General features: G+C 61.4%; 10 protein-coding genes. 8 read left to right on the plus strand and 2 right to left on the minus strand.

Going from position 1 to position 13473, the window contains the following annotated elements; genetic code table 11:
- Window positions 1–19: 19 nt before the first annotated feature.
- From cyoB to GQ59_RS15775, 5 genes are all read left to right on the plus strand, one after another.
- A complete protein-coding gene (gene cyoB, locus GQ59_RS15755) occupies window positions 20–2023 on the plus strand; it encodes a cytochrome o ubiquinol oxidase subunit I (protein WP_037082804.1) in 2004 nt (667 codons plus the stop codon).
- Window positions 2024–2027: 4 nt separating this feature from the next.
- On the plus strand, window positions 2028–2660 hold the full coding sequence (cyoC, locus tag GQ59_RS15760) for a cytochrome o ubiquinol oxidase subunit III (RefSeq protein ID WP_037082807.1): 633 nt from the start codon (window positions 2028–2030) through the stop codon (window positions 2658–2660).
- The gene (gene cyoD / locus GQ59_RS15765; RefSeq protein ID WP_037082809.1) at window positions 2657–3073 is read left to right on the plus strand and encodes a cytochrome o ubiquinol oxidase subunit IV; all 417 of its coding nucleotides are present in this window, start codon (window positions 2657–2659) and stop codon (window positions 3071–3073) included. Before cyoC ends, cyoD begins: the two co-directional genes overlap by 4 nt.
- A gap of 35 nt (window positions 3074–3108) precedes the next feature.
- Window positions 3109–3858: an SURF1 family protein gene (locus GQ59_RS15770; protein WP_051903987.1), complete on the plus strand. Its 750-nt coding sequence runs from the start codon at window positions 3109–3111 to the stop codon at window positions 3856–3858.
- A gap of 124 nt (window positions 3859–3982) precedes the next feature.
- A complete protein-coding gene (locus GQ59_RS15775; protein WP_037082810.1) occupies window positions 3983–4438 on the plus strand; it encodes a hypothetical protein in 456 nt (151 codons plus the stop codon).
- Window positions 4439–4509: 71 nt separating this feature from the next.
- Here GQ59_RS15775 and katG read toward each other — a convergent pair whose 3' ends face one another.
- The gene (gene katG / locus GQ59_RS15780; protein ID WP_037082813.1) at window positions 4510–6693 is read right to left on the minus strand and encodes a catalase/peroxidase HPI; all 2184 of its coding nucleotides are present in this window, start codon (window positions 6691–6693) and stop codon (window positions 4510–4512) included.
- Window positions 6694–6898: 205 nt separating this feature from the next.
- Here katG and GQ59_RS15785 point away from each other — a divergent pair, with 205 nt between their 5' ends.
- Window positions 6899–7819, plus strand: coding sequence for a hydrogen peroxide-inducible genes activator (locus GQ59_RS15785; protein WP_037082815.1), 921 nt, complete (start codon window positions 6899–6901; stop codon window positions 7817–7819).
- Window positions 7820–8553: 734 nt separating this feature from the next.
- Here GQ59_RS15785 and GQ59_RS15790 read toward each other — a convergent pair.
- Window positions 8554–9462 carry a LysR family transcriptional regulator gene (locus GQ59_RS15790; RefSeq protein WP_037082818.1) on the minus strand — a complete coding sequence of 303 codons (909 nt, stop codon included), beginning with the start codon at window positions 9460–9462 and terminating at the stop codon, window positions 8554–8556.
- A gap of 232 nt (window positions 9463–9694) precedes the next feature.
- Here GQ59_RS15790 and GQ59_RS15795 point away from each other — a divergent pair, with 232 nt between their 5' ends.
- Window positions 9695–11758 carry a hydantoinase/oxoprolinase family protein gene (locus GQ59_RS15795; protein ID WP_051903988.1) on the plus strand — a complete coding sequence of 688 codons (2064 nt, stop codon included), beginning with the start codon at window positions 9695–9697 and terminating at the stop codon, window positions 11756–11758.
- A gap of 3 nt (window positions 11759–11761) precedes the next feature.
- Complete coding sequence (locus GQ59_RS15800) at window positions 11762–13471, plus strand: hydantoinase B/oxoprolinase family protein (protein WP_051903989.1); 1710 nt, start codon at window positions 11762–11764, stop codon at window positions 13469–13471.
- The last annotated feature ends 2 nt before the right edge of the window (window positions 13472–13473 follow it).

Genomic DNA, 13473 nt, shown 5'->3' on the forward strand with positions numbered 1-13473 from the left:
ACAGATCTGGTAGAGACCCATGTTCGGCAACACCACCCTGACGCAATTCCTTTTCGGACGGCTCACCCTTGAAGCCATCCCCTATCACGAGCCGATTCTCGTCGTGACCTTCATCGTCGTCGCGCTGCTCGGCGTTGCCATTCTCGGGCTCGTCACACGGTATCGGCTCTGGGGTTATCTGTGGAGCGAGTGGCTCACCAGCGTCGATCACAAGAAGATCGGCATCATGTATATCCTGCTCGCCATCATCATGCTGCTGCGCGGTTTTGCCGATGCGATCATGATGCGCATCCAGCAGGCGATCGCCTTCAACGGAAACGAGGGCTACCTCAACCCGCATCACTACGACCAGATCTTCACTGCCCATGGCGTGATCATGATCTTCTTCGTGGCGATGCCCTTCGTTACCGGTTTCATGAACTATGTGGTGCCGCTGCAGATCGGCGCGCGCGACGTCTCCTTCCCCTTCCTCAACAACTTCTCCTTCTGGATGACCACGGCCGGCGCCGTCATCATCATGATGTCGCTTTTCGTCGGCGAATTCGCCCGCACCGGCTGGCTCGCCTATCCGCCGCTCTCGGGTGCCGACTACAGTCCGGGCGTCGGCGTCGATTATTACATCTGGGGCCTGCAAGTGGCGGGCGTCGGCACGACGCTGTCGGGCATCAACCTGATCGCCACGATCGTGAAGATGCGCGCGCCGGGCATGACCTTCATGAAGATGCCGATCTTCACCTGGACCTCGCTCTGCACCAACGTGCTGATCGTTGCAACCTTCCCGATCCTGACCGCCACGCTCGCGCTGCTGTCGCTCGACCGCTATGTCGGAACGAACTTCTTCACCAATGACCTCGGCGGCAATCCGATGATGTACATCAACCTCATCTGGATCTGGGGCCATCCGGAAGTCTACATCCTCGTGCTGCCGGCCTTCGGCATCTTTTCCGAAGTCGTCGCCACGTTCAGCGGCAAGCGGCTGTTCGGTTACGCCTCGATGGTCTATGCCACCTGCGTGATCATGATCCTCTCCTACCTCGTGTGGCTCCACCACTTCTTCACGATGGGCGCGGGCGCGAGCGTGAACGCCTTCTTCGGCATCACGACGATGATCATCTCGATCCCCACCGGCGCGAAGATGTTCAACTGGCTCTTCACCATGTATCGCGGCCGCATCCGCTACGAGCTGCCGATGTACTGGACGATCGGCTTTATGGTCACCTTCGTCATCGGCGGAATGACCGGCGTCATGCTGGCCATCCCGCCGGCCGACTTCGTGCTGCACAACTCGCTCTTCCTGATCGCCCACTTCCACAACGTCATCATCGGCGGCGTGCTCTTCGGCCTCATGGCGGGCGTCGTCTACTGGTGGCCGAAGGCCTTCGGCTACAAGCTAGACAGGTTCTGGGGGCTCATCAGCTTCTGGTGTTGGCAGATCGGCTTCTTCGTCGCCTTCATGCCGCTCTACGTGCTCGGCCTGATGGGCGTCACCCGCCGCGTCAATCAGTTCGAGGATCCTTCCCTGCAGATATGGTTCGTCATCGCCGCCATCGGCGCCGGGATCATCGCCTGCGGCATCGGAGCCTTCATCATCCAGCTCGTCGTCTCATTCATGCGCCGCGACCAGCTGCGTGAGACCTCTGGCGATCCGTGGGACGGGCGCACGCTGGAATGGTCGACTTCCTCGCCGCCGCCGGACTACAACTTCGCCTTCACGCCGGTCGTGCATGATCATGACAGCTGGTACGACATGAAACTCCGCGGCTACGAACGCCCGCTCGGCGGCTTCAAGCCGATCCACATGCCGAAGAACACCGGCACCGGGATTATCCTGGCTGTCATCAGCATCGTCTTCGCCTTCGCAATGATCTGGTACATCTGGTGGCTGGCTGCCGCCTCCTTCATCGCGATGGTCGCCACGGCGATCGGCCATACCTTCAACTATAACCGGGATTTCCACATTCCCGCCGAAACCGTGACGGCAACAGAGGACGCGCGCTCGAAGCTGCTCGCGGAACGGGCCTGACACCATGAGCCAGACGCAAGTTCAATCCAACGGCATGGAAACCGAAAAGCCGCAATTCTATCTCACGGAAGATCATCATCCGGAAGGCAGCACGATGCTGGGCTTCTGGCTCTACCTGATGAGCGATTGCCTGATCTTCGCGGTGCTTTTCGCCACCCATGGCGTACTCGGCCGCAATTATGCAGCCGGTCCCTCGCCCGCCGACCTGTTCGACCTGCCGCTGGTCGCCATCAACACGGCAATGCTGCTCTTCTCGTCGATCACCTACGGCTTTGCCATGCTGCAGATGGAAAGGGGCGCAAAGGCCGAGACCCTGTTCTGGCTCGGCGTGACGGGCGTGTTCGGCGCCGCCTTCCTCGGCCTTGAGCTTTACGAGTTCAACCACCTGATCCACGAGGGCGCGGGACCGACCCGTTCGGCTTTCCTTTCCTCCTTCTTCACGCTGGTCGGCACCCATGGCCTGCACGTCACCTTCGGCATCATCTGGCTGATCACGCTGATGGTGCAGGTCGGCAGATACGGCCTGATCCCGGAAAACAAGCGCCGCCTGATGTGCCTTTCGATGTTCTGGCACTTCCTCGACGTCGTCTGGATCGGCGTCTTCTCCTTCGTTTATCTCATGGGAGTCCTTGGATGAGTTCGCACGGCCAAACCCCGCACGCTCCCGCTCACGAAAGTGCCTCCCAGGCCCATCATGGCCATAGCAACGGCCACCAGGCCGGCCACGGCACGCTGAGAAGCTACCTGATCGGCTTCAGCCTGTCGGTGATCCTGACGGCCATTCCGTTCTGGCTGGTGATGAGCGGCGCCATCGACAGCAAGCTGTTCACCGCCTTCCTCGTCATGGGGCTCGGCGTCATCCAGATCGTCGTGCACATGGTCTATTTCCTGCACATGAACCCGCGCTCCGAAGGAGGCTGGACGATGATGGCGCTGCTGTTTACCCTGGTTCTGGTCGGCATCACGCTTGCCGGGTCGCTGTGGGTCATGCATCATCTGAACACCAACATGATGCCGATGTCGCCGGAGATGATGAAGAACATGCCGTGATCCCCGGAGGGGATGAGCCTCGAAAGGATAGACGCATGGCTGTCGATCATCCTTTGACCAGAGACACGGTGGATGCGGAGCCGGCCCGTTCCCGGCTCATCTTCACGGGGGCGATGCTCTTCCTGACGCTGATCTTTATCGGGCTCGGCACCTGGCAGGTGCAGCGGCTTTTCTGGAAACTCGATCTGATCGCCCGCGTCGACGCCCGCGTCACCGCGACGCCGGCACCCGCTCCCTCATTGCCATCCTGGCCCGCGATCAACGCGGAAAACGACGAATATCGCCGCGTCACCGCCGCCGGGGTTTTTCGCCACGGCAAGGAAACACTGGTTCAGGCCGTCACCGACCTCGGTCCCGGCTTCTGGATCCTGACGCCGCTGGAACAGAAGGACGGAACCACCGTCCTCATCAACCGCGGTTTCATCCCCGCCGACCGCCGCGATCCGGCGGCACGCGCGGACGGCGCCATCGAAGGCCCCGTGAAGATCACCGGCCTCATCCGCATCAGCGAGCCGGGCGGCGCCTTCCTGCGCTCCAACGACCCCGCCGGCGATCGCTGGTACTCGCGCGACGTGGCCGCGATCGCGGCAACAAAAGGCCTCGAAAAGGTGGCGCCCTATTTCATCGACGCCGACGCGACGCCGATCCCGGGCGGCCTTCCCGTCGGGGGATTGACGGTGATCCGCTTCCGCAACAGCCATCTCGTCTATGCCGCAACCTGGTATCTGCTGGCGGTGATGAGCGCGGGCGGCGCCTACGCAATCCAGCGAAAGCGGCTTGCCTGAACTCGGGCGTGGATTTCCACTGAATAGCAGGCTGGCAAGCTGTTCATCTCGCCCCGAATTTCCCATAGTCCGGGAAACGGCCTTTGCCCGCCCCGCAGGCGGCCAGTTTAGAGCGGATCGATCTATGCGCCAGTTCTTCAACTCGAAATACAAGATCATCCTGGCGGCAGCGCTGTTCATCCTGACGTCGATCTTCATGTCGATTTCCGCGACGGGGCATGTCAGCGGCAACTACATCGCCATCGTCCTGGTCGCGTTCCTGTTCACGATCCTGTCGCTCTATTCGACAGCCCGATCGCAACATGCCGAATACCTGATCATCGGCAGCCTGCTTCTGTCCCTCTCGACATTGGTCGGGATCACCGAGGTGCTGACCAAGAAGATCTCCAACATGGAGTACGGAATTTACTTCTTCGCCTTCCTCGGCTGCGTCGGCCTGCTTTCGCTCGGCCTGATCGCACGCTACCTCACCAGCGAGGGATGGGGTGTCAGCTCCGAAAAGACCCGCGAAGCGCTATCCGTCTGCGCGACGATCCTCGGATTCGTGCTGGCGATCGCCTCGGCTTTCGTGCCGACCTGAAAATCCGGCTTTTTATCAGCATTGAAAAAATTGCCCGGACGTAGCTGCCACGTCCGGGCGATTTTGCTCGATCAGACGAGATCGAAACGGTCGGCGTTCATGACCTTGGTCCAGGCCGCCACGAAGTCCTTGACGAACTTCGCCTTGGCGTCGGACTGGGCATAGACCTCCGCGATCGCGCGCAGCTGCGAATGCGAGCCGAAGATCAGGTCGACGCGGGTGCCGGTCCACTTGGGTGCCTTGGTCTTGCGGTCACGGCCTTCGTAAACGCCATCCTGACCGGCAACAGGCGACCATTCGGTGCCCATGTCGAGCAGGTTGACGAAGAAGTCGTTCGTCAGCGTCTCGGGCTTGTCCGTGAAGACGCCATGTTCCGGCTGTCCGGCCTTCAGCACGCGCAGGCCGCCGAGGAGAACCGTCATTTCCGGTGCTGTCAGCGTCAGCAGCTGGGCGCGATCCACCATGGCCTCTTCAGCCTTCATGAACTGCTTCCTGCTGTTGTTGACATAGTTGCGGAAAGCGTCGGCACGGGGTTCCAGCGCGGCGAAGGAAGCGGCGTCGGTCTGCGTTTCGGACGCATCCATGCGACCCGGCGTGAAGGGCACGGCGATGTCATTGCCACCTGCCTTTGCGGCCTTCTCGACACCGGCAGCGCCGGCAAGCACGATCAGGTCGGCCAGCGAGATCTTCTTGCTCCCGGTATGGGTCGCGGAAAAATCCTTCTGGATGCCTTCGAGAACGCCCAAGACCTTGGCGAGCTGAGCCGGCTGGTTTGCCTCCCAGTCCTTCTGAGGTGCAAGCCGGATGCGTGCGCCATTGGCACCGCCGCGCTTGTCGGAACCGCGGAAGGTCGAGGCCGAAGCCCAGGCGGTCGAGACCAGTTCCTGCACCGTGAGGCCGGATGCCAGGATCCTGGACTTCAGGTCGGCGACATCATGGTCGTCGACCAGATCGTGATTGACCGGCGGGATCACGTCCTGCCAGATCAGGTCTTCGGCCGGCACTTCCGGACCGAGGTAGCGAACCTTCGGCCCCATGTCGCGATGGGTCAGCTTGAACCAGGCGCGGGCAAAGGCATCGGCGAACTCAGCCGGGTTTTCGAGGAAACGACGCGAGATCTTCTCGTAGGCCGGGTCGAAACGCAGTGCCAGGTCGCTGGTCAGCATGGTCGGGAGCTGCTTCTTCGACGGGTCGAAGGCGTCCGGAATGGATGCTTCGGCATTCTTCGCCACCCATTGCTTGGCGCCGGCCGGGCTCGTGGTCAGCTCCCATTCGAAGCCGAACAGGTTTTCGAAGAAGTAGTTGCTCCACTGGGTCGGGGTCTGTGTCCAGGTCACTTCCAGGCCGCTGCCGATCGCATCGCGACCAATGCCAGTGTTGAACTTGCTCGCCCAGCCGAGGCCCTGGGCTTCGAGCTCGCCGCCTTCCGGGTCGATACCGACAAACGACGGATCACCAGCGCCATGGGTCTTGCCGAAGGTGTGGCCGCCGGCGATCAGCGCCACGGTCTCTTCGTCGTTCATCGCCATGCGGGCGAAGGTTTCGCGGATGTCGCGGGCCGATGCCAGCGGATCCGGGGTGCCGTTCGGGCCTTCCGGATTGACGTAGATGAGGCCCATCTGCACGGCGCCGAGCGGTTCTGCGAGCTCGCGTTCGCCGCTGTAGCGCTCGTCGCCGAGCCATGTCCCTTCCGGACCCCAGTATAGCTCTTCCGGCTCCCATACGTCGGCGCGGCCGCCGGCGAAACCGAAGGTCTTGAAGCCCATCGATTCGAGCGCGACGTTGCCGGTGAGGATCATCAGATCGGCCCAGGAGATCTTGTTGCCGTATTTCTGCTTGATCGGCCAGAGCAGGCGGCGGGCCTTGTCGAGATTGATGTTATCGGGCCAGCTGTTGAGCGGTGCGAAACGCTGCTGGCCCTGGCCTGCGCCACCGCGGCCGTCGGTGATGCGGTAGGTGCCGGCGCTGTGCCAGGCCATGCGGATGAACAGGCCGCCGTAATGACCAAAGTCGGCCGGCCACCAGTCCTGCGAATCGGTCATAAGCGCATGAAGGTCCTGCTTCAGCGCGTCGAGGTCGAGCGTCTTGAACTCTTCGGCATAGTTGAACGCCTCGCCCATCGGGTCGGAGCGAACGGAGTGCCCATGCAGGATCTGGACATTCAACTGGTTGGGCCACCACTCGCGGTTCGATCTGCCGCGAGGCGTATGGGCGACCGGACATTTGCCGGCATTTTCGCTAGATTTCGCATCCATGACTATCTCCTTGATTTCTTTATCTATCTGCCGTGCAAAAGAGGGTATTTTCCCGAACCGTCCGGTCCGGCCGCGCTATTCCCGACTGCAGTCCCGCCTGTTTAATCAGAGCATGCCAAGCGCGCGCCCTCCCTCGCCTCCTTCTTATCGGAAGCGCCTCATAAATTTAAGTTGGATTTACTGATCGCAGCGATAAGCTAAGGTTATGAAGAATCTCACACTCAAACAGCTCCGCTATTTCGAAGCCCTTGCACGGGATGGCCGCTTCCGCCGCGCGGCCGATGCCTGCGCGATTTCCCAGCCAGCCTTGTCGATGCAGATCAAGGAACTCGAACAGGAAGTGGGCGGCCACCTCTTCGAGCGGAATGCACGCGAGGTGAAACTGACCGCCTTCGGCCAGACCTTCGCGCTGCGGGTTCGCGACATCCTGCGGGCGGTGGATGAATTGGCGGACCTTGCCCGTGCGTCGCGCGATCCGTTCCTGGCGCGCTTGCGCATCGGTATCATCCCGACGATCGCGCCCTATCTGCTGCCCGCGATCATCAACGATCTGAACAGAACTTTCGACGGGATCGAAATACAGGTGCGCGAGACGCAGACGGCAAAACTGGTCCAGGAACTGGCACAGGGCGAACTGGATCTGGCAATCGTCGCCCTGCCCGTATCGGAACCGTTCCTGACCGAGCTCAAATTGTTCGACGAGGAGTTCGTGCTGGTCCGGCGACCGGAGGACGAGGGCAAGCCGGTACCCGAACGCGAGGCGTTACGCGAAATGCGCCTGCTTCTGCTGGAGGAGGGCCATTGTTTTCGCGATCAGGCTCTGTCGTTCTGCAAAATAGGGACGACGCGCCTGCGGGAGGTCATGGAGGGCAGTTCCCTGTCGACGCTCGTGCAGATGGTCAGCGCCGGCATCGGCATCACGCTGATCCCGGAAATGGCTGTCCCGGTTGAAACGCGCTCGGCGCAGGTCTCGATCTCCCGCTTCCAGACACCGCGGCCCTCACGCACCATCGGTATGATCTGGCGCAATTCAACGCCCTTGGTCACCCAACTCCTGCAGATTTCCGAGGTGGTGCGCGGTGCAGCAGACACCATGCGCAGACAGCAGATTGTGCGGCCCTATTAGCACGGCGAAGCCGTTCCCGGAGGAAAGCCGGCGCGATGCGCACGTGTTTGCAAAGGCGTCAAGCCCGTGTGGGGGAGCGATCGGGTTGCGCATTCGGCGGAAAGCCGTTTGACGGGTCTCGGCATCATTTCGTCATTCTTTTCAAATCTCGAAGACGTGAGAGGGTGGATGGTCACGCCAAATAGCATGACCGACCGACCTCCTGTCTCAGTCGTGGCCCCTGGGAAGTCAGACAACTCCACCGGGCCGAATCGCCGTCACCTCAAAGAAGGGCTGGCCAATTTGAGGGCGCTTTTTCAGCGCTTGATGTCATCGAACATGCGTTTCACCGGGCCCCAAGGTCTCGGCATCCCTCGACACCTTCCGCAAGAGCGTTCTTCCACGCTGGCCCGCGTTCCCATCCCTCTTCAAGAGCCGGAGCCAGACTCCGTCTTCGGGAGAACGCCGAAGGATGTTCCAGCCCGACGTTAATCCTTCCTGGAACAGGGTCTCTCCCCATGGCAGAATGGCGCGACCGGGCTACGCGAGAACCGCGAAACCGATATAGCGCCGCTGTCGCGCGATCTCTTGGAAAAGCCAGACCACACCAGTTCTTGAACGACATGCCCCCCTGCCGGGCGCTGCTCCATGGAAGGCGAGCAAGCTTATGTGTCCGCACGCCGCGAGGCGGAACCTCGGAGAATTGCGTCAAAGCAGATGTCAACCTGGCAAGCCGGCTCACACAACATGTACGGTCAATTTGGGACCTGATGCCTGGACCGGAGGAAATCCATCAAGTCACTGGCAGGCTTGGACAAAGGGCGGCGGATTGAGGCAATCTGCCGTACATCGAAACCCAATTCATCTCCGGCGAAATCGATCTTAACCACCTCGCCGCGTTCGAGATCCGCCGCTACGCTTCGTTCCAGCGAACAGGCAATGCCCACACCAGCAGCAACGAACTCGCGCAGGAACTGGTACTCGGTCGCCTGCGCAGCAACCTTCACATGGCGGATGCCAGCATTCGCCAGCAGCTTCGAGACACCCCGACCAAACAGCGAAGAGGGCGGCGGACCAACGAAGTCATAACGTGCCACGTCCTGCGGTTTGATACGCTTGCGGTGGGCAAGGGGATGATTTGGCGAGGCAATAAGAATCAGCTTCTCCCGGCCGATCGTTTCAGCCCGGACGCCTCGCAGGTCTTCATTGCCCAGAAAGCAGCCGACGTCGGCCACGCCATCGCGAACCTCGGAAAAGACATCCTCCTGTTTACCTATCCTCAGAACGAGTTGGATATCCGGCCGCGCTATCGCAAAGTCCGTCAGATCTTTTCGCAGAACAAAATTGGCAAGGCTCCGCTGGCAAGATAGAACGACCTGCTGACCGGTCTCGCCTCGGATCTTCACCACATCTGCGCGCATGTCGTCGGCCTCGGCCAGGAACTCGCGCGCATGTTGCAGCACGCTTTGGCCGATCTCGGTCAGCAGTGGCTTGCGGCCCCGTCGCCGCACGAAGATCTGCCCGCCGATTTCCTTCTCGATCGCCATAATATGGGCGCTGACCGAGGGCTGTGCAATGCCGAAACGGTCGGCGGCCGCCGCGAAGCTCCCCTCCTCGGCCACTGCAACCAGAACTTCCATGCGCCGGAGCGTGATGCTGAACATGGTGATAACCTATAGCCTAAAAGCTATCAAACCTAAAGCCCGCAAACCCGTTGCTAGTTATCGCTTGAATGGATCAAATGCTCAACGAGGGCGAGGAATGACATGAACGATCCCTTGGGAGCCCGACGCTTTAAGCGTGAGCCGGAGCGTTCCTGCCACCGTTGGCCGAGGTCTCGGCCCGATCCGAAGAGATAAAGCATTCCGCATGGATTCCATGCGGACAGGAGGACGCATGAATATTGTCGGAATTGATATTGGCGGTACGTTTACCGATCTGGTCGGCTATGTCGACGGCAAGATCGTAACATCGAAAACCTCGACCGTGCCGGCCGATCCGACCCAGGGCATCGCCCGAAGCCTCGAGCTTGCGAACTGCGATCCCAACCGGCTCAATGAAATTCTCCACGGTTCGACCATCGCGATCAACACGGTGCTGGAGCGCAAGGGCGCCCGCACCGCGCTGATCACCACGAGCGGTTTCCGCGACGTCTATGCGATCGGTCGTTCGAACCGCATCCAGGCGTTCAACCTGTTTTTCAAGCGTCCGCAGCCGCTGGTACCGCGCAGTCTGACCTTCGAAATTTCGGAGCGTACCCTCGCTTCCGGCGAGGTTTTGGAAGCACTCGACGAAAAGACGGTCGCCGCCGTCATCGCCGAGATCGAAGCCGCAGGCGTCGAATCCGTTGCCATCTGCCTGCTGCATTCCTGGGCCAATCCTGATCATGAGCGTCGCGTCGGTGACATGCTGCGCAAGGCGCTACCGAATGTCTTCGTCACGCTGTCGCACGAGATTCTGCGGGAATATCGTGAATACGAGCGTTCCTCGACGACGGCGCTCAATGCCTTTGTCGGCCCCCGCGTCGAAGGCTACCTGAAACGTCTGGAAACCTATCTCCGCTCCGGTGCCTTCGGCGGCAAGATCCATATCATGCGATCTAACGGCGGCGTCATGTCGATCGGCCAGGCACAGGAACAGCCGGTTTCGATGATGGAGTCCGGCCCGGTGGCCGGCATGATCGGCGCCGGGCGTCTGGCCAGGCTGCTCGGCCTCAAACGCTGCATCGGTTTCGACATGGGCGGCACGACCGCCAAATCGAGCCTTATCACCGATGGAGCGCCGGCTATCGAAACCGGCTACGTCATCGGTGAAGAAGCTGACGGCCAGCCAATGCAGCTGCCGGTTGTCAACATCGTGGAAGTCGGTGCCGGCGGCGGTTCGATCGCGTGGGTCGACAATGCGGGCGGTCTGCATGTGGGTCCCCAAAGTGTCGGTGCCGATCCGGGGCCTGCCTGCTATGGCAAGGGGGCGAACTTGCCCGTCGTCACCGACGCCGATCTGATCCTCGGCCGCATCAATCCGCAGCGGTTCCTCAACGGCGGCATGCCGCTCGACAAGGCGGCCTCCGAAGAGGCGATGCTGAGCAAGGTCGGCAACAGTCTGAAGCTCAATCCGGTCGAGGCAGCGCTTGGCGTGGCGAAGATCGCCGACACCTCCATGTCATTATCGGTGCGTGCCGTCTCGATCAACAAGGGCATCGACCCGCGTGATACGGCAATGATCGCCTTCGGCGGCGCGGGTCCGCTGCATGCGATCGCCATTGCCCGCGAAATATATATTCCGCTGGTCATCATCCCGAAGCTTCCAGGCACGTTCTCGGCACTCGGCATGCTGATGGCCTCCTGGCGCCAGGACTTCGTGCGGACATTCATCGGCCGCGTCGGTGAACTCTCGGATGCCGGCGTCGAGAAGGTTTATGCCGAACTCGTCGCCAGCGGCCGTGAACAGATGAAGCGTGACGCCATTGCCGAGAATGAAGCGGATCACCGCTTCTTCGCCGACTTGCGTTATGTCGGCCAGGAACACGCCATCTCGATCCCGATAGAGAATACTGGCATGCTCTCCGGCGATACCAGTGAGCTCCGCCGCCGTTTCGATACCGAGCACGACCGCCGCTACAGCCAGTCGGCGCCGACCGAAGCACTCGAAATCGTCAGCCTGCGCCTGGTTCTGACCGCTGCCCGCACCGACAATATCGCCGAGGAATGGCTGTCCCGCCCGTGGGAGCCGGAAGCGGATTCCGAGGTCGGTAGCCGTGATGTGGTGTTCGACGATCCGGCAAATCCGCTGAAGACGGCGATCTACTGGCGCCCGGCGCTGCCCGCCGGTTTCAGGCTTACCGGGCCTGCCGTCATCGAAGAACCGAATTCTACCATCCTGATCCACCCCGGCGACGAAGTGGTCGTCCACGAGGCAGGCCATCTGCTGGTGACGCTCGCCAAGCAGAGCGAGGCATAAGACATGGCCCCGATCAAGAACGATCCGATCACCGTTGAAGTCGTCCGCAATGCCATCGTCGCTTATGCCGATGAAATGGCCGAGGCACTCTGCAAATCCGCCTACAACATGATGATCTACGAAGTCCGCGACTATTGTTGCGGCCTGATCGACACGACTGGCCGGATGATCTCCCAGAACCGCGGCGGCCTGCCGATCTTCCTCGCCGACCTCGGCATCGCGGTCGAGGACGGCATAAAGAAATACGGTTTGAAGGGTTTCGCCGAGGGCGACGTCCTCGTCATGAACCACGGTCATATCTGCGGCCAGCATCTGAACAACGTCGTCGTCTACGCGCCCTGCTTTCATGACGGCGAACTGATCGGCTTTGCGGCCAATCGTGCTCACTGGGTGGATATCGGCGGCGGCCGCCAGGGCTTCGGTTCCAACGCGACGACCGACATCTACTCCGAAGGCCTGCAGATGCGGTCCTTGAAGATCTACAAGGCGGGCGAACTCAACGACACGCTCTACCAGATCATCCAGGACAATATCCGTTACCCGGATGCCAGCCTCGGCGATCTTCGGGCCCAGGTCGCGTCCTGCCAGATCGGCGCCAAGCGTTATGCCGAACTCGTCGCCCGTTATGGCCGCGGCGTGGTGGAAAGCAGTGTCGAGACCATCTGGGACCAGACCGACAAGGCGGCCCGCCAGGTGATCGAACGTATTCCGGACGGAACCTATTCCGCCGAAAGCTTCCTTGACAATGACGGGCGGGACCTGGGGACGCCATTGCGCATCGCCGTCAAGGTGATCGTCTCCGGCTCGTCCATCACGGTCGATTTCCATGGCATGCATCCGCAGGTGAACGGCCCGTTGAATTCCGGGCGTTCGGGCGGCATCGCGGCAGCGCGCGTCGCCTTCAAGGCGCTCACCTCGCCGGACCTCGACGTCAACGAAGGCTGTTTCCGGGCTCTCAATGTCGACCTGCCGGATGGCACGATCCTCTCTGCCCGTCCGCCGGCCGCACTCGGCCAGTGGAGCATCGCGCTGCCGACCGTGATAGATACGATCCTCAAGGCGCTGGCGCCGGCCGTGCCGGAGCTCATCCCGGCCGCCCACAAGGGCGACATGGGGGGCTGCTCCTTCTTCGGCTTTTATGAAGACGGTTCGCGCTTCCTGCTGATGAACATCTTTGGTGGCGGCTGGGGCGGCCGTCCGCATGAAGACGGCGAATCCGCGGCCGTCTCCGTGTGCCAGGGCGACGTGCGCAACACGCCGGTTGAACTGCAGGAGATCAAGTATCCGTTCATCGTCGAACGTCACGCGCTGCGGCCTGACTCAGGCGGCGCCGGCGAACATCGTGGTGGCCTCGGCATCGAGCTCACCTATCGCTGCCTGCGCGCCTGCCGCGGAAACATCAATTTCGACCGCACCGTCACTCCGCCCTGGGGTCTGCATGGCGGCCATACCGGTGAGGTCAGCGTGGCGATCATCGACCGCGCCGACGGCACGCAGCTGCGGGTCAACAAGGCAACCGATGTCCACTTCACGCCAGGCGACCGGATTACCTTCCTCACCGCTGGGGGCGGCGGTTACGGCAACCCCAGAAAGCGCTCGCGCACCGATCTGGACGAGGATATCGCCAACGGTCTGATCTCCAGGGAGGCGGCCGTGCGTGATTACGGCTATGCCGACACGCAGATGCCGCGCCGCCTCGCAGTGAACGGCTGAGG

Source organism: Neorhizobium vignae (genome assembly GCF_000732195.1).
Classification (GTDB): domain Bacteria; phylum Pseudomonadota; class Alphaproteobacteria; order Rhizobiales; family Rhizobiaceae; genus Neorhizobium; species Neorhizobium vignae.